This is a genomic window from Pseudarthrobacter sp. L19, from assembly GCF_050859435.1.
GTDB lineage: Bacteria > Actinomycetota > Actinomycetes > Actinomycetales > Micrococcaceae > Arthrobacter.
Window position 1 is genome coordinate 2,753,582 of record NZ_CP193935.1, and the last position, 22,414, is coordinate 2,775,995.

26 protein-coding genes and 2 pseudogenes are annotated in these 22,414 nt (G+C 68.7%); 11 read left to right on the forward strand and 17 right to left on the reverse strand.

The genetic code is table 11. The features are described 5' to 3' along the window. Positions 1 to 57 precede the first annotated feature (57 nt). Positions 58 to 1,031, forward strand: a pseudogene (gene nrdF, locus ACRQ5B_RS13125) (class 1b ribonucleoside-diphosphate reductase subunit beta). Between the two features lie 104 nt (positions 1,032 to 1,135). Here the strand turns inward: nrdF and ACRQ5B_RS13130 are convergent. The 10 genes from ACRQ5B_RS13130 to ACRQ5B_RS13175 all read right to left on the reverse strand — a co-directional run bounded on the left by ACRQ5B_RS13130 (position 1,136) and on the right by ACRQ5B_RS13175 (position 9,871). Continuing rightward, positions 1,136 to 1,648 (reverse strand): hypothetical protein, encoded by a 513-nt coding sequence (locus tag ACRQ5B_RS13130; protein WP_432394512.1) that lies wholly within the window; start codon positions 1,646 to 1,648, stop codon positions 1,136 to 1,138. A gap of 89 nt (positions 1,649 to 1,737) precedes the next feature. After that, positions 1,738 to 2,283, reverse strand: coding sequence for a hypothetical protein (locus ACRQ5B_RS13135; RefSeq protein ID WP_432394515.1), 546 nt, complete (start codon positions 2,281 to 2,283; stop codon positions 1,738 to 1,740). 232 nt (positions 2,284 to 2,515) lie between these two features. Next, positions 2,516 to 3,211: a hypothetical protein gene (locus ACRQ5B_RS13140; protein ID WP_432394517.1), complete on the reverse strand. Its 696-nt coding sequence runs from the start codon at positions 3,209 to 3,211 to the stop codon at positions 2,516 to 2,518. Positions 3,212 to 3,270: 59 nt separating this feature from the next. Continuing rightward, a complete protein-coding gene (gene rlmN, locus ACRQ5B_RS13145; protein ID WP_290257643.1) occupies positions 3,271 to 4,515 on the reverse strand; it encodes a 23S rRNA (adenine(2503)-C(2))-methyltransferase RlmN in 1,245 nt (414 codons plus the stop codon). 158 nt (positions 4,516 to 4,673) lie between these two features. Continuing rightward, positions 4,674 to 5,648, reverse strand: a complete 975-nt coding sequence (locus tag ACRQ5B_RS13150; RefSeq protein ID WP_432394521.1) for an aldo/keto reductase — start codon at positions 5,646 to 5,648, stop codon at positions 4,674 to 4,676. Positions 5,649 to 5,743: 95 nt separating this feature from the next. Continuing rightward, on the reverse strand, positions 5,744 to 6,412 hold the full coding sequence (locus ACRQ5B_RS13155; RefSeq protein ID WP_432394524.1) for an alpha/beta fold hydrolase: 669 nt from the start codon (positions 6,410 to 6,412) through the stop codon (positions 5,744 to 5,746). 5 nt (positions 6,413 to 6,417) lie between these two features. Next, complete coding sequence (locus ACRQ5B_RS13160) at positions 6,418 to 6,846, reverse strand: hypothetical protein (protein ID WP_432394527.1); 429 nt, start codon at positions 6,844 to 6,846, stop codon at positions 6,418 to 6,420. Between the two features lie 368 nt (positions 6,847 to 7,214). Then, the gene (locus ACRQ5B_RS13165) at positions 7,215 to 8,753 is read right to left on the reverse strand and encodes a putative bifunctional diguanylate cyclase/phosphodiesterase (protein WP_432394530.1); all 1,539 of its coding nucleotides are present in this window, start codon (positions 8,751 to 8,753) and stop codon (positions 7,215 to 7,217) included. After that, on the reverse strand, positions 8,750 to 9,139 hold the full coding sequence (locus ACRQ5B_RS13170; protein WP_432394533.1) for an STAS/SEC14 domain-containing protein: 390 nt from the start codon (positions 9,137 to 9,139) through the stop codon (positions 8,750 to 8,752). The genes ACRQ5B_RS13165 and ACRQ5B_RS13170 overlap by 4 nt, the downstream gene beginning before the upstream one ends. A 108-nt stretch (positions 9,140 to 9,247) precedes the next feature. Beyond that, positions 9,248 to 9,871 carry a GNAT family N-acetyltransferase gene (locus ACRQ5B_RS13175; protein ID WP_432394536.1) on the reverse strand — a complete coding sequence of 208 codons (624 nt, stop codon included), beginning with the start codon at positions 9,869 to 9,871 and terminating at the stop codon, positions 9,248 to 9,250. Between the two features lie 138 nt (positions 9,872 to 10,009). On the opposite strand from ACRQ5B_RS13175, the gene ACRQ5B_RS13180 reads away from it, so the two are divergent. Then, complete coding sequence (locus ACRQ5B_RS13180) at positions 10,010 to 10,228, forward strand: three-helix bundle dimerization domain-containing protein (protein ID WP_290257651.1); 219 nt, start codon at positions 10,010 to 10,012, stop codon at positions 10,226 to 10,228. A 206-nt stretch (positions 10,229 to 10,434) separates the two neighbouring features. Here ACRQ5B_RS13180 and ACRQ5B_RS13185 read toward each other — a convergent pair whose 3' ends face one another. After that, entirely contained in the window at positions 10,435 to 11,097 is a 663-nt protein-coding gene (locus ACRQ5B_RS13185) for a ScbR family autoregulator-binding transcription factor (RefSeq protein WP_432394539.1), read from the reverse strand. A 213-nt stretch (positions 11,098 to 11,310) separates the two neighbouring features. Then, the gene (locus tag ACRQ5B_RS13190; protein WP_432394542.1) at positions 11,311 to 12,015 is read right to left on the reverse strand and encodes a class I SAM-dependent methyltransferase; all 705 of its coding nucleotides are present in this window, start codon (positions 12,013 to 12,015) and stop codon (positions 11,311 to 11,313) included. A gap of 80 nt (positions 12,016 to 12,095) precedes the next feature. Between ACRQ5B_RS13190 and ACRQ5B_RS13195 the strand changes: the two genes are divergently transcribed. From ACRQ5B_RS13195 to ACRQ5B_RS13205, 3 genes are read left to right on the forward strand one after another with little or no spacing between them, the layout of a single operon-like run. Further along, positions 12,096 to 12,617 (forward strand): ATP-binding protein, encoded by a 522-nt coding sequence (locus ACRQ5B_RS13195; RefSeq protein ID WP_432394545.1) that lies wholly within the window; start codon positions 12,096 to 12,098, stop codon positions 12,615 to 12,617. Further along, a complete protein-coding gene (locus ACRQ5B_RS13200; protein WP_432394548.1) occupies positions 12,614 to 13,351 on the forward strand; it encodes a hypothetical protein in 738 nt (245 codons plus the stop codon). Before ACRQ5B_RS13195 ends, ACRQ5B_RS13200 begins: the two co-directional genes overlap by 4 nt. Positions 13,352 to 13,354: 3 nt before the next feature. Then, on the forward strand, positions 13,355 to 13,903 hold the full coding sequence (locus ACRQ5B_RS13205; RefSeq protein ID WP_432394550.1) for an AAA family ATPase: 549 nt from the start codon (positions 13,355 to 13,357) through the stop codon (positions 13,901 to 13,903). On the opposite strand, the gene ACRQ5B_RS13210 is transcribed toward ACRQ5B_RS13205, so the two are convergent. Further along, a complete protein-coding gene (locus ACRQ5B_RS13210; RefSeq protein WP_432394553.1) occupies positions 13,900 to 14,658 on the reverse strand; it encodes a polysaccharide deacetylase family protein in 759 nt (252 codons plus the stop codon). The genes ACRQ5B_RS13205 and ACRQ5B_RS13210 overlap by 4 nt on opposite strands. 130 nt (positions 14,659 to 14,788) lie before the next feature. Continuing rightward, positions 14,789 to 15,844 (reverse strand): DNA polymerase IV, encoded by a 1,056-nt coding sequence (locus ACRQ5B_RS13215; RefSeq protein WP_432398765.1) that lies wholly within the window; start codon positions 15,842 to 15,844, stop codon positions 14,789 to 14,791. Between the two features lie 88 nt (positions 15,845 to 15,932). On the opposite strand from ACRQ5B_RS13215, the gene ACRQ5B_RS13220 reads away from it, so the two are divergent. Beyond that, positions 15,933 to 16,730: a dioxygenase family protein gene (locus ACRQ5B_RS13220; protein ID WP_432394556.1), complete on the forward strand. Its 798-nt coding sequence runs from the start codon at positions 15,933 to 15,935 to the stop codon at positions 16,728 to 16,730. Here the strand turns inward: ACRQ5B_RS13220 and ACRQ5B_RS13225 are convergent. Then, the gene (locus ACRQ5B_RS13225) at positions 16,727 to 19,186 is read right to left on the reverse strand and encodes an alpha/beta fold hydrolase (RefSeq protein WP_432394559.1); all 2,460 of its coding nucleotides are present in this window, start codon (positions 19,184 to 19,186) and stop codon (positions 16,727 to 16,729) included. The two genes, ACRQ5B_RS13220 and ACRQ5B_RS13225, sit on opposite strands and share 4 nt — an antisense overlap. A gap of 69 nt (positions 19,187 to 19,255) precedes the next feature. Between ACRQ5B_RS13225 and ACRQ5B_RS13230 the strand changes: the two genes are divergently transcribed. The 3 genes and pseudogenes from ACRQ5B_RS13230 (at position 19,256) to ACRQ5B_RS13240 (ending at position 20,762) form a co-directional block, all read left to right on the forward strand. Further along, positions 19,256 to 19,885: a TetR/AcrR family transcriptional regulator gene (locus ACRQ5B_RS13230; RefSeq protein WP_412883116.1), complete on the forward strand. Its 630-nt coding sequence runs from the start codon at positions 19,256 to 19,258 to the stop codon at positions 19,883 to 19,885. A gap of 23 nt (positions 19,886 to 19,908) precedes the next feature. Next, positions 19,909 to 20,163, forward strand: a pseudogene (locus ACRQ5B_RS13235) (3-hydroxyacyl-CoA dehydrogenase NAD-binding domain-containing protein); the annotation flags it as partial. Between the two features lie 116 nt (positions 20,164 to 20,279). Then, positions 20,280 to 20,762, forward strand: a complete 483-nt coding sequence (locus ACRQ5B_RS13240; protein ID WP_432394562.1) for a 3-hydroxyacyl-CoA dehydrogenase family protein — start codon at positions 20,280 to 20,282, stop codon at positions 20,760 to 20,762. A gap of 33 nt (positions 20,763 to 20,795) precedes the next feature. Here the strand turns inward: ACRQ5B_RS13240 and ACRQ5B_RS13245 are convergent, their stop codons facing one another. Next, the gene (locus ACRQ5B_RS13245; protein WP_432394565.1) at positions 20,796 to 21,212 is read right to left on the reverse strand and encodes a VOC family protein; all 417 of its coding nucleotides are present in this window, start codon (positions 21,210 to 21,212) and stop codon (positions 20,796 to 20,798) included. A 53-nt stretch (positions 21,213 to 21,265) separates the two neighbouring features. Then, positions 21,266 to 21,703, reverse strand: coding sequence for a universal stress protein (locus tag ACRQ5B_RS13250; RefSeq protein WP_432394568.1), 438 nt, complete (start codon positions 21,701 to 21,703; stop codon positions 21,266 to 21,268). Between the two features lie 211 nt (positions 21,704 to 21,914). Here ACRQ5B_RS13250 and ACRQ5B_RS13255 point away from each other — a divergent pair, with 211 nt between their 5' ends. Together ACRQ5B_RS13255 and ACRQ5B_RS13260 are read left to right on the forward strand one after the other, a co-directional pair. Continuing rightward, positions 21,915 to 22,067 (forward strand): hypothetical protein, encoded by a 153-nt coding sequence (locus ACRQ5B_RS13255; protein ID WP_432394571.1) that lies wholly within the window; start codon positions 21,915 to 21,917, stop codon positions 22,065 to 22,067. After that, positions 22,064 to 22,333: a hypothetical protein gene (locus ACRQ5B_RS13260; RefSeq protein ID WP_432394574.1), complete on the forward strand. Its 270-nt coding sequence runs from the start codon at positions 22,064 to 22,066 to the stop codon at positions 22,331 to 22,333. Before ACRQ5B_RS13255 ends, ACRQ5B_RS13260 begins: the two co-directional genes overlap by 4 nt. Positions 22,334 to 22,414: the final 81 nt, after the last annotated feature.

Below are 22,414 nucleotides of genomic sequence, written 5' to 3' on the forward strand. Positions count from 1 at the left end.
TTAGAAGAGGCGCGGGGGAATTCTCACGTGCAATAGCAATCAGGCGGAGGGAACCACATGACCGAAAAGGTCAAGCTGCTGAGCCATGTTGAGGCGATCAACTGGAACCGCATCCAGGACGACAAGGACGTGGATGTCTGGAACCGCCTGGTCAACAACTTCTGGCTGCCGGAGAAGGTGCCGCTGTCCAACGACGTCCAGTCGTGGAACACCCTGACGCCGGCCGAGCAGCAGCTCACCATGCGGGTGTTCACCGGCTTGACCCTGCTGGACACCATCCAGGGCACCGTCGGCGCCGTCTCGCTGATCCCGGATGCGGTCACCCGCACGAAGAAGCCGTCTACACGAACATCGCGTTCATGGAGTCCGTGCACGCCAAGAGCTACTCCTCCATCTTCTCCACGCTGGCCTCCACCAAGGAGATCGACGAGGCGTTCCGCTGGTCCACCGAGAACGAGAACCTTCAGAAGAAGGCCCAGATCGTCATGGACTACTACCAGGGCGACGACCCGCTGAAGCGCAAGGTGGCGTCCACCCTGCTGGAGAGCTTCCTGTTCTACTCCGGCTTCTACCTGCCGATGTACTGGTCCTCGCGGGCCAAGCTGACGAACACGGCCGACCTGATCCGCCTGATCATCCGCGATGAGGCCGTCCACGGTTACTACATCGGCTATAAGTTCCAGAAGGGCCTGGAGAAGGTCTCCGAGGAGAAGCGCCAGGAGATCAAGGACTACACCTTCGAGCTGCTGTTCGAGCTGTACGAGAACGAGGTCCAGTACACGCACGACCTGTACGACGGCGTCGGCCTGGCCGAGGACGTCAAGAAGTTCCTGCACTACAACGCCAACAAGGCCCTGATGAACCTCGGCTACGAGGCCATGTTCCCGGCCTCCGTCACCGACGTGAACCCGGCGATCCTCTCGGCCCTGTCGCCGAACGCCGACGAGAACCACGACTTCTTCTCGGGGTCGGGATCGTCGTACGTCATTGGCAAGGCTGTTAATACCGAGGATGAGGACTGGGACTTCTAGTCTTCCTTCTCTTCTCAGTCAGCACCGAATGTGAGGACGGCCCCGCACCTACTGTGCGGGGCCGTTCTGTGTTGTTGGCGGCTACCGGGGATATCCGCGTCGCTTCAGCACTCGTCGATGATCTTTCCGACGACGCTGCCGACGGCGGCGCCCAGGGCCGCACCACCGGAGCCACCGAAATAGCCGCCGATTACTCCGCCTGCGCCCGCCAGGGTGCCCTGCCAGTTGCCTCCGGATTTCTTGTAGACCACCGTGGTTGATCCTCCGCCGCCGTCCTCGGAAACGTAGGATCCGACGGCTCCGGAGGCGTAGGCCAGGGCGACGGGGCTGGCGTTGCCCTTCATCATCAGTTCCTCGTACGCCTTCTTGACCTCGTGGTAGGCCTTGGCGGCGTCGTGCTTGCCTCCGGTGGCCTTGTGGCCGACCTCGCAGATGTGGTTCAGGACCGGCAGTTCCGCCTCAGTGATGAAGTTCAGCTCGTGCAGTTTGCTGAGCACGATCTTGTCGGCCTTCAGGCGGTCGCCTTTGGCCTCGGCCATGATGCGCTTCACCTCCCTGGCAGCCGCGCTTTGCATCTCGTAGACGCCGATTCCGCTGAAGGATTCGATGCTGGACATTGGAATGCCCTCCTGATTGCTGGTTGAGGCGCAGGTCCGCGCAGTGGAAGTTTGCTCCCGTCGCGGAGGGATTGGAATAGCCAAAATGTTCAGAAGCCGGCAGCTTCCTCGAGGAGCGGAGGGCCGGAGGCGGCACGGAGTGCCGGGAGGGAATCCGGCCAGAGCGGCGGTTCCCAATCCTGCTGTTCGCTCCGGTAGCGGCGCCCGGTGGGGGAGACCCATTCCGGCGGTTGCTGTGGCGTAGCGGGAGTCGGTTGCCACGCCGTGGTGTGTCTGAGCCGGTGATGCTTCCGGCACGGCTGGCCGAGGTTGTTGATCCCGGTGGTGCCGCCGCTGGCCCACGACATCAGGTGATCTGCTTCCGTAGCGAGGGAAGAATTATTACAGCCGGGGAAGGAACATTTGGCGTCGCGCAGCCGAAGCCATTGCCGCATCGCTTTGGGTATCCGGTATCTGGTGCGGCCGATTTCCAGCGGTGCACCGTCCCGAGGATCCACCAGCACCCGGTAGAACGAGTCCGCACCGTCCGCCACCAGCCTCCTGGCCGTCGACGGCGGGATCGGCCCGAAGCCATCCAACATCGCCGGCTCATCGGTCTGCCCCAACAGCGACAGCACCGGGACGGTGACCAGCACCTGGGCCCGCGGGACCGACGCCCGGTCAATGGTGGGAGTCGGGGCGATCTCCCCGAGTCCGGTGCAGGCAGCGAGGCGGGTTCCCCGGTATGGTCGCCAAGCAGCAGTCCGGCGGCCACGTCTGCACGGAGCTGGGCCAGCGTCCGCGGCTCGTCCGGACCCTGCAGGGCGCGCGAGGCGGAGGTGAGGCGGTCGAAGATTCCGGCCGCTTCTGCCGCCGGCAGGTAGGCGCTCAGCCAGGCCATGCCGTCCCGGTCAGGATGGAACTCCACCCGCCGGTCGGCCGTGCCGCGGGTGTGCCGGGCCTCGATACTGGTGGGATGGTGCCGCTCGCGCCAGATCCTGGCCTTGGCCCGGAACCGGCCGGGAACGAGGTCGCCCGCGAAACAGCCCCGCGCCGGCGAAGAGGCGTCCGGGTGGAGGAAGTGCTCCTCCAGGGCTGCGGCGCCGGCGGGGAGAGTCCGGCCGCCTCGTCCACCATGACCCGGGCGTGCTGCCAGGAAACGGTGCCGGCACTCAACGCGCCAAGGGTCAGGGGAAGCGACGTTGTCAGGGATAGTGCTTCGGAGATCAGCGCAGCGGCGGACCGTTCACTGACGGTGAGGACGCCCGCGACTTCCGCCACGGTGCCCATCTCCTGCGCGGTGCACTCCTGGGCGGAGGCGCCCGGTCCGGCAATGACCGCCGCAACGTGGACGTATTCGGCGGTCAGGTGGACCTTCAGCGCGGCGGCCCGGGCTTCCAGACGCGCAACTTCCGCGAGCCCGTCCAAGCAGGCATCGGCAAGCTCCCGGGCCGGGTCCACGTCGGAGCCAAGGAAGGATCCGGTTGCTGCGAAGGAGAGCAACCGCTCAAGCGCGGCGGCGGACTCCGTCAGGGCCGCTACCGCCGCCCTGATGTCCGACTCGAAAGCCTCTCCGCTCTCCATACCAAAACACTAGAGCGGACCACTGACATTATTGCGGCACAGGAAACCGCCCGAAGGCGTTACTCGTCGGCGGCGGCGAGCTGGCCGCAGGCGCCGTCGATTTCCTTGCCGCGGGTGTCTCGGAGCGTGCAGGGCACCCCGGCGGCGCGGAGCCGGGCGATGAATTCCTGGGCCACCGGCTTCTCCGAAGCGGTCCAGATGGAACCCGGGGTGGGGTTCAGCGGGATCGGGTTGACGTGCACCCAGCCGCGGCCGCGCTGGTTCAGCTTCTTCGCCAGCAGGTCGGCGCGCCACGGGTGGTCGTTCATGTCCTTGATCAGCGCGTACTCGATGCTGACGCGGCGGCCGGTCTTGCGGTAGTACTCGTACGCGGCGTCGATGGCCTCGTCGACCTTCCACCGGTTGTTCACCGGGATCAGCTCGTCGCGGAGCTCGTCGTCGGGCGCGTGCAGGGACAGCGCGAAGGTGACCGGAATTTCCTCGTCGGCCAGCTTGCGGATGGCAGGGACAAGGCCGACGGTGGAGACGGTGATGTTGCGGGCGGACATGCCCAAACCCTCGGGGGACGGGTCCACGAAGCGGTGCAGGGCCGCCATGACGCGCTTGTAGTTGGCCAGCGGCTCGCCCATGCCCATGAAGACGATGTTGGTGACGCGCTCGTCGTCATGCTCCTTGGGGCCCAGCTCGCCCGCCGCAATGGCCCGGTTGGCGGCGACCACCTGGTCCACGATCTCCGCGGTGGACATGTTGCGGGTCAGCCCTGCCTGGCCGGTGGCGCAGAACGGGCAGTTCATGCCGCAGCCGGCCTGCGAGGACACGCAGAGCGTGATCCGGCCGGGGTAGCGCATCAGCACGGACTCGACCAGGGCGCCGTCGAACAGCCGCCAGAGGAACTTGATGGTGTCCCCGTTGTCGGTGCGGAGGCGGCGGACCTCGGTCAGCAGCGGCGGGAACATCTCGGCCACCAGCTCCTCGCGGCCGGCCTTGGGCAGGTCGCTCATCGCCGCCGGATCCGTGGTCCAGTGCTGGAAGTAGTGCGTGGAGAGCTGCTTCGCGCGGAACGCGGGCACGCCCATCTCCTTGAGCTTCGCGGCGCGCTCCTCAAGGGTGAGGTCGGCGAGGTGCGCCGGCGGCTGCTTCACCCGCGGCGAGGCGAACTGGAGGACCGGCCGGCCCTCCGAGGTGCGTGCCTGCTCCCAGCCTTCCGCCGTCGGGCGGACCTGCGGGCGGGCGCTGCCGACGGCGTCGCCGCCCTTTGCGCGGGTACGGTCGGGGGCGTCGGAAGGGGAAGTTGAGGAAGTCATCCTTTCCATTGTCCCACGCCGGCTTACCACACGCTAAGCGCGGGGAAGTCCGGCGGCCGGGTGCGGCACGAGCCGGGTGCGGCACCGGCAGGCCGCGCCCGGTGCCGCACCCCTGTGCCCAGGCCGGCGCCAGGCGCGCGGTGCGCCGGGGACGCTCCCTAGTAGCCCGCGACCTCGTGTGGGACGTAAGGGCTCTCCAGTTCGGCCATTTCCTCCGGCGTCAGCGTCAGCTCCAGCGAAGCCAGGGCGTCCTCCAGGTGCTGGGCCTTGCTGGCGCCCACGATCGGGGCGCTGACCACGCTGTTGGCGCGTACCCACGCCAGGGCAACCTGGGCGCGGGGCACGCCGCGGCGCTCGGCGATGGTGCGCACAGCGTCGGCAACGGCCCGGTCGCTGCTCTCGGCGCTGTAGAGGGTCTTGCCGAACTCATCTTTTTCCGAGCGGTTGGTCTTCTCGTCCCAGTCCCGGGTGAGCTTGCCGCGGGCCAGCGGGCTCCACGGCAGGACGCCGATCTTCTGGTCCGCGCAGAGCGGGAACATCTCGCGTTCCTCCTCGCGGTAGACCAGGTTGTAGTGGTCCTGCATGGTGACGAACCGGGTCCAGCCGTTGAGCTGCTGCAGGTAAAGCGCCTTGCTGAACTGCCAGGCCGCCATCGAAGACGCGCCGATGTAACGCACCTTGCCGGCCTTGACGACGTCGTGCAGGGCCTCGAGCGTTTCCTCGATCGGCGTCGTAGGGTCCCAGCGGTGGATCTGGTAGAGGTCGATGTAATCGGTGCCCAGCCGGGTGAGACTGGCGTCCAGCTCCGCGAAGATGGCCTTGCGCGAGAGTCCGCGCCCGTTCGGGCCGGGGCGCATGACGCCGTGAACCTTCGTGGCGATGACGGTGTCCTCGCGGCGGGTGAACTCCGCCAGGGCGCGGCCCACGATCTCCTCGCTGGAGCCGTTGGAGTAGACGTTCGCCGTGTCGAAGAAGTTGATGCCCGCGTCCACGGCCTGCCGGATCAGCGGCCGGCTCTCCTTCTCGGGCAGGGTCCATGGGTGCGGGCCGCGCTCCGGGTCCCCGTACGTCATGCATCCCAGCGCCAGGGGTGAGATGTCCATGCCGGTGTTCCCGAGTTTGATGTATTCCACGTCTGCCTTCCGTCGAAAATCCCACGGCCGCCGGTGCGGTGCGGCCTCCGCCCCACGTTAGGTGACGAGTCTGACAAATTGCGAGGAACGCACGCTCAGTGGGAGGAGAGGATGCGGACGACGGCGTCCGCGACGACGCCGGGCTGGCTGAGGAACGGGGAGTGGCCCGAGTCCAGGGCGTGCGATGTGGTGCACCGGCGGGCCATCCGCGACTGGAGCGCTGGGTCGAGAGCCCTGTCCTGCAGGCAGACGATGTACGTGCTCGGCGTCGTCAGCCAGGCGGCCCGTGCCGGGACGCCCCGCCCGTGCCCCGCCCGTTGGGGAACGAGCAGGGCCGTGGCCCGGGCGCGGTCTTCCTGGCTGCAGTCGGCATAGAGGAGGTCTCCGGCTGACTCCGGCTGCAGGCGTGAGGTCCCGTCGTCGTGGTGCTCGACGATGCTGTTGATTGGGGCCGCCGGTCCGCCCAGGGAGGCGCCGCTTTCTCCCGTTGCCGGGACGAACGCGGCGACGTAGAGGAGGTGGCTGATCCGCTCAAGTCCGGTGATGACGGACCCGCCATAGGAGTGACCCAGGACCAGCGGCGGGGACCCGCAGGAATCGACGACGGATTGGACGGCGTCTGTGTCGGCGGCGAGCGAGCCGCGGTGCAGGTGCGGCGTATGGGCTGTCAGGCCCCGGGAGCGCAGCGCCTCAACCAATGTGGTGAAGTGCCGGGGCTGGTGCCACAGGCCGTGGACCAGAACCACCTCGGCACGCGCCGGCACCGGCCCTACACTCCCTTCAGCAGGGCGAAGTAGCCGGGGACCTGTTGGGGGAGCCCCTCCGGCTTCATCGGAACGACCTCGATGTTGACCGGCCCCTCGGAACGGAGCTCCCACTCAGAGGCCGGGAAGGCGCGCTGCCGTTCCGCCCCGCCGAACCGTCCGGGCCGCGGGAGGTGCTGCAGGGCCCTCTCCAGTTGCCGGGGGACGTGGTGACGGCTGGCGCCGAGCGCAGTGAGGTAGTCCAGGCTCGAGCCGGGGAAGTTGGTTTCGGCGAGGAACACCTGGCCCTGGCCGGCCACAAGCGTACGAAGGTTCGCAGCCAGCGCGGCCTGATGCGCGGGATCCAACACGTGGAAGACGCCCCGGACAAAGACGTTCGCCGGGCCAAGCTCCTCCAGGAGCTGCGCGCCGGCGCCCTCGCCGGTGGCGTCCACGGCCAGGAAGTCGGCGTTGGGGACTTTCCGGGCTTCGTGGGCCGCGCGGGCGACGGCCCCGGGGAGACGTCGATGCCGAGGACCTGCGGGAAGAGCCCGGCCAGCCAGCGGGTGTGCGTGCCGTTGCCGCAGCCGACGTCGATGACGGGCAGGTCCGGATCGAAGGCGTCCAGGAGGATGCGGGCGTACTGGGCGTGTTCCGCCGCGGAATCCGAATCCCAAAGGACATCGCCGTCGCTGCCGGTTGCACGGACGCCGGTCCAGTACCGGTCCCACGCCGTGTGCGGGTCCCGCGGGGCCTTGGAGGTCAGGCGCACCACCGTGGGGACAAGGAGGAGCTGCTGCCAGAGCTTGGACATTCGCATACTCTACCGGGGCTGGACCGCGCCGCGGAGCCGTTCGAGGACCTGCGCGGCGTCGACCGGGCGGCCGTACAGGTAGCCCTGGCCGTACTGGCAGCCCATGGCCTGCAGCCGGGACGCCTGGCCCTCGGTTTCGATCCCTTCGACAATGGCGTTCAGCTCGGCGGCCGCGATCAGCTGTAACACGGCGGCGACGAACTTGTGCTGCCGGGGGTCCGATTCGAGGTTCCGGATCAGCGACTGGTCCACCTTGACGGTGTCCGCCGGGAGGGAGCGCAGGTAGCTGATCGAGGAGTACCCGGTGCCGAAATCGTCGATCTGCAGTCCGACGCCAAGATCCCGCAGCCGGTGCAGGATTTGCTCCTCGCCGGCGCCGCGGGACATGAGGACGGTCTCGGTGATCTCGAGGACCAGCCGGCGGGGCTCCACGCTGTGGCGTGCCAGGGTTTCCCGGACATCGTCGACCAGGTCGCTGCGCAGGAGTTCCGCGGCGGAGAGATTCACATGGAGGCCGAAGCCGGCCAGTTCCGGGGCCTCGGCCTTCCAGCGGCCCAGCTGGGCGATGCCTTCCTGCAGCACCCAGCGGCCCAGTTCCAGGATCAGTCCGGTCTCCTCGGCGATGCCGATGAACAGGTCCGGCATGATGGTCCCGTGGACGGGGTGGTGCCACCGGACCAGGGCCTCGACGCCGGCAATCCTTCCGGTGGCGAGCTCCACCACCGGCTGGTACAGGAGGGCGAGTTCCCCGCCGGCGGCGGCGCTGCGCAGCTCGGAGGTGATCCGCGACCGCTCCAGGACCGCGTCGAGCATGTCCGGATGGAAACGGCGGACCTTGTTCCGGCCCTCGGACTTGGCCTGGTACATGGCGATGTCCGCGTCGCGGATGAGGTCCTCGGGCGAGTAGCCGGCGCGCTGAATGCAGACGCCGATGCTGGCCGTGGTCCAGACCGTCTCGGAGCCGATCTTCACGCTTTCCTGCAGCGCGTCGCGGGCGCGCTGGGCGATGGCGAGGGTCTCTTCCTCCGTGGCGCCGTCGATGAGGACGGCGAACTCGTCCCCGCCCAGGCGCGCGACGGTGTCTTCGGCCCGCACCACCGAGAGCAGGCGCCGGGAGACCTCCACCAGCACCGCGTCGCCGGCACTGTGGCCGAGGGTGTCATTGATGGCCTTGAAGGAGTCGAGGTCCAGCACCAGAACGGCCGGGACCCTGGCGGCGTCGGAGGCGGCCGCGATGGCGTCGCGGATCCGTTCGCTGAGCAGGTGCCGGTTGGCCAGGCCGGTCAGGGCATCCGTCTTGGCCATCAGTTCCAGTTCCACCTGCGTGCGGCGCAGCATGGCCGTCCGGGCGGCCACGCGCTCCTCAAGTTCCGCGTGGATGTGGCCGAGTTCCTCCGCCAGCAGGTTGATGCCCGTGATCACCGCGTCGATCTCGTCGCCGTTCTCGGAGGCAACGAGCCGTGCCTCCAGGTCGCCGGCGGCCAGGCGGACAATTCCTTCGACGAGTTCCTGCAGCCGAAGATCGGCGGTCTCCCCGTCGGGGCTCACGCCGTGGGACCAGCTTGTCTGGTATTGAGCCACGCCAGGGCGTCGTCACGGGAGGTGAAGAACCGGGTGGGGCACGGCGGGATGTGCACGCCGAGGAAGAAGTTCGCCAGGACGCGGTCCACGGGCGACCGGCCCAGCAGCGCGATGCGCGAGGCGCTGCAGGGGATGGACCAGATGGCCCGCGCCTCACGGCTCACCGACGCGACCGAGGCCATGTCCACGAGCATGGGATGGGGCTGGTCCTGGCAGACGTCGTTCACAGTGGCCATCGCGGCCCGGGCGTCCTCGACCTGGATGTCCACCCTGGGCAGCCAGCGCAGGTGCACGTAACCGCCGTCGTCGAGCTCAACGCTGCCCTTGCCGCCGTCGACAATAACCGGTGCCATGTCCCCTTACCTTCCAAGAGCCAAGCCGAAATGTTCGGCAACTCCCTAAAGGTACCCCGGGGCGGGGCGCCGCCCGGCAAAACACGCAATTATTCGCCTCGGGCAGGCCTAGGCGGGTGCTCCCAGGGTGCGCCGTCCGGCATCGATCGTCCGCACCGCCCGTGCCCGGGCTTCGGACCAGGCTTTCGCGGGGAGGATGAGGACGGCCATGTCCCGCCAGCCGGAGTCAGTGGCAGGCGACGGGATCCTGCGGAAGCCCTCGACGGCGAACCCCAGGGTGGTCAGCGACTTCAGCGAGCGGACATTGCGGGGGTCCACGTCGCACTCGATCCCGTCGGCTCCGGCCGCGAACAGCCAATCGAAGACGGCGACTTTCGCCTCGTGGTTGGCGCCCGTTCCCCACAGTGCCGGATCGATCACGGTGCGGCCCACCCTGACCCGGCCGTCCGAGACGCCGGTGATACCGGTGGTGCCGGCGAACAGCGGCGATCCGGGCATCTTGTGATGGTGGATGGCGAAGACCGCCAGTCCGTCGTAGCGCCGGTGGATGAACTCGATGAGTTGGCCGTAGGTGGCGGGCCGGGGGCCGCCGTCGCCGTAGCCCTGCGACCACACCGCGTCGTGCGTCAGCAGGCGGGCCAAGGGGTCGACGTCGGCGGCGGCGAAGGCCGAAAGGGCAAACCGGCCGCCGTGGGTCACCAGAACGGGCAGCCGGCGGGGAAGACGCACCATGGTGACCTTTCCTCAACAACGCCCCGGGGATGCGGGGTTGGAGGAAACTGTGCGGCAGGAAGATGAATGCCGGGTGACGCCGCCCGGAACGGCAGTGGATTCATTGACGGCGAATATCCGCTGGCTCACAATGACAGGATGAGCGACGCTGAGCAGGAATCGACCATCAGCCAGGTTACCGAGCGCCTCGCGGCCCGCTTTCCTGATGAGCCCCGGCACCGCATCGAGAGCATCGTGGGGGAGGAATACCACTCCCTGGACACGGGCCGCATCAGGATCTACGTCCCCACCCTGGTTGAAAACAGCGCCCGTTCCCGGCTGCACCGCGAGGCGGGCCGGCCTGCCGACGGCGAGTAGCCGCCCCGCTCCTTCTCGCCGCTGTGGCGTGGGCCTGAAAAGGGCCGCACAGTGCGTCAGGACCTTCGGAAATGGAAAAAGCCGTGTCGGCGCCCCCCAAAAACTTGTGCGCCGACACAGCTACCGCAAAAGTGCGGTTCCTAATGGATGTGTCACAACTCTAGGGCACAGAAGTCCCATAAACAAGACGGGCGTCCGGTTTTTGTCTAATCCGTTGCCGGGACGGGTTCCAGGACAGCCTGGGGAATGATCGCCGACAGCTTTTTGGCCTGTCCCAGCAGGTCTTCGTGCAGGATTCCGGGCAGCATGATGTCCCACATCTGCTCGATGCGCTGCATGACATCCTGGCGTTCGGTCAGGACACAGGAGACCATCTGCACCCCGGTGAAGGACGCCACGAGGTACCGGGCGAAGGCTTCGGCGTCGACGGAGGAACGCAGCTGACGGTCGGCCCTGGCGCGCGCCGCCAGGTCCTCGATCGTGGCGATCCAGTCCACGTAGGGCTCACGGACCGGCGGCCCGAACGAGGTGGCCTCAAAGGTTAGGCGGATGCCGGCACGGACCACGGGTTCCTCAAGCAGTTGGAGGCCGAACGTGGCACAGATCAGGATCATCGATTCGAGGGGTGGCAGCCCCTTGGCGAGGACCCGCTGGCCCTCGGCCTCCGCCATTCGGTGCTGCTCGGCAATCACCGCCCGGGCGAGGTCTTCCTTGGAGGGGTAGTGGAAGTACATGGCGCCCTTGGTCACCTGGGCCCGCTCCGCCACCTGCGTCAGGCTGGTGCTGCCGTAGCCGTGTTCCTCGAAAACCGCTGCGGCACCGGCGATGACCGCCGCTCGGGTAGCTTTTGCGCGATCCTGAAGGACCATCTATCAACCTCAGACTGGTGGACGTGCACGTCGGGCCGTGCGCCGCAGGGTGCGCCGCAGGTCCCCGCGGTTTCCGCGGACCCCTCGATCGTAACAAGGGAGGGCCGAACGACGGCGCACGGCGCACCACCAGCTGCCATGCGCCGGGGACCCACCCTTCGTCCAGGGGACACCCAGCGGGGGAGCGGGTTCCTGCTTGGGAGGGCGGGCTCCTCAGCCGGCGTCGAGGACGAAGAAGATGAACGACAGGAACGCGGAGCGCTCACCCGCGGCGATGCGGGGTGGGAGCAGCTCCGATGGTGTTTGCGGGGACGGGGCCGGTTCGGCGACCCGGACCACCCGGAAGTCGGCAGCGGAGAACGCGTCGAACATGGCGTGCAGCGGCCGGTGCCAGAAGGTGAGCACCGCAGGCACGCCGTCGAACTCGTATTCCTCGGAGTACTCCCGGGTCGCGAAGTAGTCCTCGCCGGGATAATTGACGACACTGACCGTCGGATGGTTCACCGACAGCAACAGCCGGCCGCCCGGGACCAGGACGCGGCGAAGCTCGGCCAGGGGTGCCGACCAGTCCTCAAGGTAGTGGAGGGCCAGCGAGCAGACGACGTCGTCGAAGGTGTTGTCGGGGAATGGCAGCGCTTCGCCAAGGTCGGCTACGTGGAGGTCCGCGTCCGGACCCAGGCGCCGCCGGGCGAGCTCGATCATGGCCGGGCTGACGTCGATCCCGGTCACCGAGGCGCCCCTGGCAACCAGCGCCGCCGCCAGCGGGCCGGACCCGCAGCCGGCATCCAGGATCCGCCTGGCCCGGACGTCGCCGGCCAGGTCCAGCATCGCGGGCCGCTCGTAGTGCGCGTTGAGGAGACTGGACTCGTTCTCCGCGGCGTACCTGGCGGCAAAGCCGTCGTAGAGTGCTGCCTTCATGGATCCTCGCCTTCGTGGATGTCACTGCTGCCTGGGACGGTCCGGCCGATCCTAGCAAGGGCCCGGGTTAGAGTGCAGCCATGATTGTGTGGATCAACGGCACCCATGGGGCGGGTAAGACGACGACGAGTGCCCTGGTGCAGGAGCTCCTGCCGAATTCCCGGGTCTTCGACGCGGAGAAAGTGGGCGACGTCCTCATGGACGTCACTCCGGCGCTGCCCGATATGGGGAACTTTCAACACTGGGATCCCTGGCGGCCGCTAGTGGTCGAGACCGCCCGCCGCCTCCTCGACTACACCGGCGGCACGCTGGTTATCCCGATGACGGTGCTGGTGGAGAGCTACTGGCGGGAAATCAGCGCCGGGCTGGAAGGCTACGGCATCCCGGTCCGGCACTTCGTCCTGCACGCGGACGGCGAGACGCTGCGGGACAGAATCCAGAACGACACGGTCATGGGACCGTCGTCGTTCCGCTTCGCCTACGTCGAACCGTATGCCGAGGCCGCCGAAATGTGGCTGCACGCGGAGGCAGAAGTTATCGACACGACCAGCACTCCACCGGAACTGGCCGCCCGCCGGATCGCAGAGAAAGTGAGCCTATGACCCCGACAATTTTTGACCGAGCGGTGGCTTCGGCCCGGGCATTCGTCGGCGAGGTCCATCCGGAGGCGGCCGCGGCGGCACTGGCAGGCAGCATCCCCGCGGGCCGCGGGACCGACACCTCCGATCTGGACGTGGTCCTCTACTACGCCGACCGGACCGTGAACTACGCGGAGACGCTGCGCTACGACGGATGGCTGGTGGAATCGTTCGTCTATGGTCCCGAAGGCATCGAGGAGTGGTTCGCCAAAGAAGCCGGGCTGCGTCGGCCGGTGGCGCTCGACATGTGGGCGACCGGACTTCCCCTGATGGGCGAGGACGTTGCGGATCAGCTTAGGGACAAGGCCGGGGCCATCCTGGACGCCGGCCCCGCGCCCCTGGATCCGTACCAGAGGGATGACCTGCGGTACGGTCTCACGGCCGCCATCGACGATCTCCGGGGCAACCCGGCCCCGGAGGAGGCGCTGGCCGTCATGGCCGACGTCTTCGTCCGCAGCGCGGAACTGCTCCTGTTCGCCAACAACGGCTGGCTCGGCACCGGCAAGTGGCTGGTCCGACGGCTGGGCAGCCTCGACCGCCCCGAGGCCACGGACCTCATCGGGTGGGCGGAGTCCGCCGAACGCTCCGGCGACGAGTTGTGCCGCGTGGCCTCGGCGGTGCTGGACAGTGTCGGGGGAGCGCTGCAGGAGGGGCACGTGCGCGGCCGCCGGGACACCCACGCAAAGGGAGGGTCCTGATCCATGGCTTCATTCCTGATTCTGGTCAACGGGCTGCCCGGGTCCGGTAAGACCACCCTCAGCCGCCAGCTCGGCGGCATCCTGCGACTCCCCGTGATCTCCAAGGACGTACTCAAGGAGGCGCTCGCGGAGACTACCGGCGGCTGCGTTTCCGGCGGCCGGCTCGGGCAGATCGCGTCAGACACCATGTGGCAGCTGGCGGCCGCGGTGCCCGGTGCAGCCGTCGTCGAATCCTGGTGGTACCGGCCCCGCGACCTGGAGCACGCTCGGCGAGGGGCCGCCCTGTCCGGCGCCCCCGCCATCGCCGAGGTCTGGTGCGACGTCCTCGCGGAGACCGCCCGGGTGCGCTATGAACGGCGGGTGCGCCACCCCATCCACACGATGGACCCGGCGACGGCCGACGCCACCTGGGCGGAGTGGTGGGAGCACGGCGCCCCGCTCGAGCTGGGGACGACAATACGGGTGGACACTGAGGCCGCCGTGGACCTGGCCGGACTGGCGGACCTGCTCCGGGCCGCCATGGAGCGGCCCGGATCGGTCACACCAGGCTAGCCCGCGGGTGCCACGACCACGGCGGGCGAACCCTGGTTCACCGGGTTGGCGGACGACGACGGCGCCACCACCCCGAAGTCGTAGCCCTCGGCGCGCAGGGCGTCGATGGTGGACGACAGGTAGGTCCACTGCGATGCCGGGCAGTTGAGGACATCTTCGGCGTCGTGGAGCAGGATGATCGCTCCGGGGGCGGCCTCGGCCATGACGTAGTTTTGTACGCCCGTGGCGCCGGGGCACTCGAAATCGCCGGGATTACCGACGTCCCAGTGCCAGAGGACCCCGCCGCTCATGCCGAGGGTCTTGAGGTAGCCGGTCGCATAGGTGGTGCTGTTGCCGAACGGGAAGCGCAGCAGTTTCGGGGTGGAGCCGGTGGCGGCCGAGATGGCGGCGTTGGTGCTGTCGATCTGGTCCTTCTGTTGGGCGTTGCTCAGCTCCGGGAAATTGGGGTGGTTCCAGGAGTGATTGCCGATCACATGCCCCTCGGCCTTGATCCGCCGGACCAGGTCCGGGTATTGCTGGGCATTCACGCCCTGCAGGAAGAAGGTCGCCTTCACGCCCTTTTGCTTGAGGACGTCGAGGACGAAGGCCGTCCGCTGCGGTGAGGGCCCGTCGTCGAAGGTCAGGCCGATCAGGGGTTTGTCCTCCGCCCGGGCGACCGCCGCGGGGCCGCCCAGGAGCGCCGCCACCACCAGACCTGCGGTGACCAGCGCCTTGATGAGAATGCTCTTTCTTGTGGTGTTTCGGGTGGTTTGCATGGTGCATCGATCCCTTCCCAAGGTTGTCTAAACCCTTGTTAACCGAGCACCCTACGGCCGCCTCCGTGGGCTGTAAACACGTAATTTCCAAGCAGTGCCGGGGAAAAAACAGGTACCGCGCCGGCCGTCCTCACCAGCCTCCGCGGGTAGGCGTGTGCCCCTGCCGCGCATCGTCGGGCATGGTCATCTCGGCCCGCAGCCCCAGCAGGCGGATGGGCCGCCCGGGGTCGATCTCCGCGGCGATGGCCAGGGCGCGGGCCAGGACGTCCGCGCCGTCCGAGGTCTGGGGAATCTTGCGGGCCAGGGTTTTGGTGGTGAACGGCGCGTAGCGGACCTTAAGGGTGAGTCCGATGACGGGCCGGCCCTCGGCGGCGACGTCGCCCAGGACCTGGGCCACCAGCTCCCGCAGCGCGGATTCGACCTGGCCGGGGCTGGTGAGGTCCTGCTGGAAGGTGGTCTCCCGGCTGTGCCCCCGCGCCACCCACGGGGTGCTGTCCACGGTGGCGGACCCGTCGCCGCGGCCAAGCTCCGCATACCAGGGGCCCATCTTCGGCCCGAACTCCGGGACCAGGGCGGCCGGGTCTGCCGCGGCCAGTTCGGACACGGTGGTGATGCCCAGTGCGGCCAGCCGGGCGGAGACCTTGGCGCCGATGCCCCACAGTTCCCGGGTGGGCCTGGCGCCCATCACCTGCAGCCAGTTCTCCGCGGTGAGCCGGAAGATGCCCGCCGGTTTGCCGAATCCGGTGGCCACCTTGGCCCGGACCAGCGTGTCGCCGATGCCCACGCTGCAGTGCAGCCGGGTTGCCTCCAGCACAGCGGCCTTGATTCCCCGGGCGTACGCCTCCGGGTCCGCCGTCGTGATGCCGACTAATGCCTCGTCCCACCCGAGAACCTGCACGGTGGCGCCGGGCTGGTCCCGCAGCACCGCCATTACCGTTTCGGAGGCCGCCAGGTAGGCGTCCCGGTCAACGGGGAGGATGACGGCGTCGGGCACCTTGCGCGCGGCGACCCGCAGCGGCATCCCGGAGCCCACGCCGAAGGCCCGGGCCTCGTAGGACGCCGTGGAGACCACCGCGCGCTCGGCGGGGTCGCCGCGGCCGCCGACGATCACCGGCCTGCCCGCCAGCTCGGGCCGCCGCAGGACCTCGACGGCGGCGATGAACTGGTCCAGGTCGACGTGCAGCACCCAAGGGTTTCCGGTCACGCGACCAGTCTGCCGCAAAGCATTCTAAACAACACTTGAAACTTCAACTAAAACCTCATAAACTGGAGGCATGACATCGACAGCTGACCGCGCACCCGTCCTCTTCCTCAGCCACGGCGCCCCGCCACTCGCGGATGACGCCACCTGGACCCGGCAACTCGGTGACTGGTCCGGCACCTTCGCCAAGCCGAAGGACGTCCTGATGATTTCGGCTCATTGGGAGAACGCCCCGGTCGCGCTCAGCGCCACCACCCGCAACCCGGGCCTGGTCTACGACTTCGGCGGGTTCGCCCAGAAGTACTACGAGGTCACCTACGACGCGCCGCAGGCCCCGGAGCTGGCCGCCGAGGTGGCCAAGCTGGTGGCGGACCACCGCCACCACGTGGAGCGGGACGAGAGCCGCGGCCTGGACCACGGCGCGTATGTGCCGCTGAAGGAGATGTTCCCCGAGGCGGACGTCCCGGTGGTGCAGATGTCCATGCCCACCCTGGATCCGGAAGGTCTGTTCACGCTGGGCCGGTCCCTGGCCCCGCTGCGCGACCGCGGCACCCTGATTGTCGGCTCCGGGTTCACGACCCACAACCTGCGCTGGTTCAACCCCGCCGGCGGCCCCGACAGCACGCCGCCGTCGGTCTCCCGTGAATTCGACCACTGGGCCGAGGAAGCCATGGCCCGCGGCGACGTCGACTCCATCCTGGACTTCTTGCACAAGGCCCCGGCGGCCCGCGAGGCGCACCCGCGCAGCGAGCACTGGGCACCGCTGTACGTGGCGCTGGGTGCCGCCTACGAATCCGGTGACCTCAACGCGAAGACCGCGATCGACGGCTTCTGGTTCGGACTGTCGAAGCGGTCCTGGACCCTGACCTAGGCCGGGTCCGGCTGCAGTTCCGCCTCCGCCTTCGTCGCGGGGGCGGTCCCGGCGCGTCGGTCGAGGAAGTCCTCGACCACGGCGGCGAATTCGTCCGGGCGCTCGATCTGGGGCATGTGGCCGGTGTTGGCGAAGATGTGCGATTCCGCCCCCGGGAGGGCCGCGAGCGCTGCCTCCAGGTGGTTGAAGGGCAGGATGTGGTCGTGGTCGCCCCAGACCACCAGCGCCGGAACGTCCCGGTGCCCCAGGGCGGCGAGCAGCTCGCTCCGCCACTCCGCGCGGACGCCGGCGATGGTCCCGAGGTCCCGGGCGACATCCACCAGTGTCTTCCGGTGCGAGGCGCGCCGGGACAGGGCCAGGGCGTGCGCCACCCGGTCCCGCGTCACCAGCGACTTGTCGTAGAACAGCGACTGCACCGTCCGTAGGGAGGCCGCTTCCGCCGGGCGCATCAGCAGTGCGGCCACGGGCCGCAGCGCCAGCAGCCGCAGCACCAGGGTGACCTCCTTGCCAAACCCGGCACTGTTGGCCAGCACCAGGGCGGAGACCCGCTCCGGGTGGTCCGCCGCCAGTTTCATGGCGACGGCGCCCCCGAGTGAGTTGCCCATGACCGGCAGCGGCTCCCGCACCCCGACGGCGTCGAGGAAGCCGGGCAGGATGTCGGCGAGCCGGGCCAGCGTCGCCGTGCCGGGCAGCCGCTCCGAGTAGGCGAAGCCCGGCAGGTCGATGCTGTACACGGTGTGCCGTCCGGCCAGCAGTTCATGCTGTTCGTTCCAGTCCTCCAGGCTTTGCCCGATCCCGTGCAGCAGCAGCACCGGGCTGCCGCTGCCGGTCTTCCGGTAGCGCAGCCGCGTGCCGCCCACCTGGACGTAGCCGGTGCCCGGCAGTTCCAGCGGATCCTTGCGCACCGGGGCGGCCGGCGCCCCGGTGCGGACATGCTGGCCGCGGCGCCCGAAGTGGACCCGGTCGGTCAGCCGGCCGGCGCGGAGCAGGGCGAAGTCGCGGAAGTAATTCTGGTGCAGCCGCCACGGCGAGCCTGCACCCTGGCGCGGCAACAGGTCCGCGCCGCGGAAGATGTAGCCGGCCTTCAGGTCGATCAGCGACGTCAGCTCACCCTGGGAAACCTCGGCTGGGGCGGCCGGAGCGACCCACTGCCGGCCCCGCCGGTCCATGTGCTTCAGCAGCCGGACCACGTAGCCGGCCACCAGGTCCGCCTTCAGGGTCCAGGAGGCGTTGGTGTAGCCGATGGTCAGAGCAAAGTTGGGAACGCCGTCGAGCATCATGCCCTTGTAGGTCAGCGTCCGGCCCACGTCCACGGGCTCCCCGTCGACGGTCAGCGACATGCCGCCGATCACCAGCAGGTTTAGCCCGGTGGCCGTGACGATCACGTCGGCAGGCAGGGAGCCGCCGGACCCCAGTTCGATGCCCTCCGGGGTGATCCGCGCGATCCGGTCCGTGACGATATCCGCGGTGCCGGCGCTGATGGCGCGGTACAGGTCGCCATTGGGGATGGCGCAGACCCGCTGGTCCCACGGCTGGTACGTCGGCGCCAGGTGCGTGTCCACGGCGAACCCGGACGGCAGCTTGGCCACCGCCGACTTCCGCAGGATGGCCTTCATGGTCTCCGGGCGCCGCCGGCTCAGCTGGTAGGTGAACATCGAGAACAGGATGTTTTTCACGCGCACGACGTCGTAGGCCAGCTGGGCGGGCAGCTTGCCGCGCAGCCGGTCGGCCAGGTGGTCCCGGGCCGGAACCGGGGCAATGTAGGTGGGGGAGCGCTGCAGCATGGTGACCCGCGCTGCCGTCTTCGCCATGGACGGCACCAGGGTCACGGCCGTGGCGCCGCTCCCGACCACCACCACCTGCTTGCCGGTGTAGTCCAGGTCTGCGGGCCAGTGCTGCGGGTGCACGATGGTGCCGGCGAAGTCTTCCGCCCCCTCGATGGCCGGGCTGAAACCCTCGTCGTAGCGGTAGTAGCCGGAGCAGACCGAGAGGAACGAACACGTCAGGGTCTGCCGCCCGGCGCCGTCGTCCGGGGCGCCGGGGTTTTCTTCCTCCGCCGCCGCGCCGTGCCGGTATTCGCCGTCGCCGGTCCGGACCACGGTGACCGTCCACTGCGCGGTCTCACTGGACCAGTCGGCCGAGACCACCCGGGTGTTGAGCCGGACCGCCGGCTCAAGTCCCTCCTCGGCGACCGTGGACCGGATGTAGTCGCGGATGGAATCACCGTCAGCGATCGCCTTGGCGCCCTCCCAGGGCCGGAATGAGTAGCCGAGGGTGTACATGTCGCTATCCGAGCGGATGCCCGGGTAGCGGAAGAGGTCCCAGGTCCCCCCGACCGCCCCGCGGGACTCCAGCACCGCGAAACTCTTCCCCGGCAGCTCGCGCTTCAACCGGCTGGCAAAGCCGATGCCGCTCAGGCCCGCTCCAACAATCAACACATCCACGTGTTCGCTCATACGGCCAAGTTATCGACTCGGTGTCGAAAGAGTCAACAGTCTGTTGAGAAGAGGCGCTACGATGGGCGCATGGCTGAACGAGGCAGGCGAAGCGCCAGGATTTCGGGTGACGAGCGCCAGGACGCAATCCTCATCACCGCCGAGGCGCTGCTCGCCGAGCGGTCCTTCGACGACGTCTCGATCGAGGACCTGGCCCGCGGTGCGGGCATCTCCCGGCCCACCTTCTACTTCTATTTCCCCTCCAAGGACGCGGTGCTACTGGCGCTCCTGGACCGGGTCATCACCGAGGTGGAGCACCGGGTGGGGGCCCTGCCGCGGGACTTCGGCCGGGACGCGGTGGCGGCCTGGACCCGCTCGATCGGCGTCTTCGTCGACGTGTTCACCGCCCACCGCGGCGTCGCCACGGCCGCCATCGCCGCCCGCGCCCGGAACGAGGAGGTCCGCGCGCTCTGGTCCCGGTCCATGCAGTCCTGGGTGGACTTCTCCAGCGACGTCATCGCGGCCGAACAGGCCCGCGGCGCGGCGCCGGGCGGGGCCGATCCCCACGACCTGGCCGTCAGCCTGAACCTGATGAACGAGCGGGTCATCACCGCCGTGCTCAACCGGGAAACCCCGGCGCTGGAGGAGTCCCGCGCCCTGGATGTCCTGTCCACCATCTGGATCCGCAGTATCTACGGCACCACCAACCCCGGCGCGTAGCCGGACGGAAAGGAAGTACCCGCATGGCCCCGATCCACAACCTGACGGTCCTCGGCACCGGCGTCCTCGGCTCACAGATCGCCTACCAGGCCGCCTTCCACGGGTTCGCCGTGACCGCCTACGACGTCGACGACGACGCCCTCGGCACGGCACGGGGGCGCTTCGACCGGCTCGCCGCGATCTACCGCAGCCAGGTGCCCGGCGCCGCCGACGGGAAGGCTGAGGAGGCCCTCACCCGGCTGCGGCTCACCTCGGACCTGGGGGAGGCCGCAGCCGACGCGGACCTGGTGATTGAGGCGGTGCCCGAGGTGCTGGAGCTCAAGCGGGAGGTGTACCGCTCCTCGCGACCCTGGCCCCGGAGCGGACCATCTTCGCCACGAACTCCTCCACCCTGTTGCCGAGCGACCTCAAGGAAGCCACCGGCCGGCCGGACCGCTTCCTGGCCCTGCACTATGCCAACAACATCTGGGCGCAGAACATCGCCGAGGTCATGGGCACCGCGGAGACCAGCCCCGAGTCGTTCGACGCCGTCGTCGCCTTCGCGCGGGAGAGCGGCCTGGAGCCGGTGGAAATCCGGAAGGAGAAGGCCGGGTATGTACTGAACTCGCTGCTGGTGCCGCTGCTGAACGCCGCCGCTGGCCTCCTGCTGCAGGGCGTCGCGGACCCTCAGACCATCGACAAGACATGGCGGATCGCCACCGGCGCCCCCAGCGGGCCCTTCCAGATCTTCGACGTCGTCGGCCTCACGACGGCGTACAACATCTCCTCGCACGCGCCCGACGCTGGGTCGCAGGCCTTCGCCCGCTACCTGAAGGAGAACTACATCGACCACGGCAAGCTGGGCGTCGCAACGGGCGAGGGCTTCTACCGCTACTGAGGTGGAGCCGGCGGTGCCCGGTGGTGGACGCGGCTAGGACTGCGTCTGCTGCCGGGCCTGCTCGTCGTCCCGCAGGACGTCCTGCACCGTGCGGGAGAGCAGGCAGAATTCGTTGCCCTCCGGGTCGGCCAGGACCACCCAGCTGACGTCCGGACCCTGGCCGACGTCGGCACGGGTGGCGCCGAGATCGAGGAGGCGCCGCAGTTCCGTGGCTGTGTCGGAGACGTCCGCGCGCAGGTCCAGGTGGAGCCGGTTCTTGCCGGCCTTGGGTTCGGGCACGGCGATGATGTCCATGCTGGGTCCGGTGCGGTCCCGCGCGGCGATGCTCACCAGCGCGTCGCCGTCGCTGTCCTCGGGCACCACCTCCCAGTCCAGCACGGCGCACCAGAAGGCGGCGAGGAGTCCGGGGTTGGTGGCGTCGAGCGCTATTCCTGCGATGCGGCTGGGCATGGCACCACCCTAAACCATGCCCTCGACGGCGGTTTCGAGCCTAACCCGGGGTCCTAATTGGCGCCGGGTTCGCGGATCACCAGTACCGGGCAGTGGGCGTGGTGGACGGTCTGCGAGGACACCGAGCCCAGCAGCATTCCGGTGAATCCGCCGTGCCCGCGGGACCCGACGGCCACGAGGTCGGCGTCCCGGGAGGCGTCGATGAGGGCCGACGCCGGGTTGCCTTGCACGGACCGGCCGGTCAATGCCCCGCCCCGGTTCCCGACCCGGGCCAGTTCCGACTCCAGGATGGTCTCGGCGTCGCGCTGGAACACCTCGTAATCCCAGGCCTGACCGAGCGCGTCGCTGACGTAGGGATAGTGCCAGGCGGCGATCGCCAGCACCTCTCCCGAGCGCAGCCCGGCCTCCTCGACGGCCCAGTCCAGCGCCGCCTGCGACTGCGGGGAGCCGTCCACCCCCACCACGATTCTGAAGTTTCCGTCTCCTGCCATGCTTCCTCCGCTCTTGATTGGATGGACCGCCGAATGCGCGGTTCCGGGGCCGCGGACCCCGGTGCCGCTCCCATGCTGACAGAACACGGCGCGGGAGGGGAGGGGCGCCCGGCCCCACGGAGCTCACCGGGGTCTGGCGGTGGCGGGCCGGGGGTCACTAGGCTCTTGCGTATCCGGCACCACCCACCACAACACAGCCAAGGGGACCGCCATGAGACTGAGTCATCTTCCACTGCGCCTGACCACCGGAGCCTTCATCCTCAACTCGGGTTGGGGTAAACGGAACCTCGACGCCGAGAGCGCCGCCGGAGTCCAGGCCATGGCCGCCCGGGCGCTTCCCCCGTCACCAGCATGGACCCAGTGACGTTCGGGAAGATGCTGAGCTACGCCGAGATGTCCCTCGGTGCGGCGTTGCTGGCCCCGTTCATCCCGAGCCGTCTGGTGGGCCTGGGCCTGGCCGCCTTCTCCGGTTCCCTCTTCACCATGTACCTGAAGACGCCGGGGATGACCGAGGCGGACGGGATCCGCCCCACCCAGCAAGGCACCGGCCTGGCCAAGGACATCTGGATGCTGGGCATCGCGGCGTCGCTCATCCTCGATCGGAAGCGGGTCCGTGCCGCCAAGCGGTGATTACCGTTCCCGTCAAAAATAATTCCGGAAATTCACCTCAAGATATTTGCAGGTGTATTTCTGCAGAGTAGCTTGGTAAAC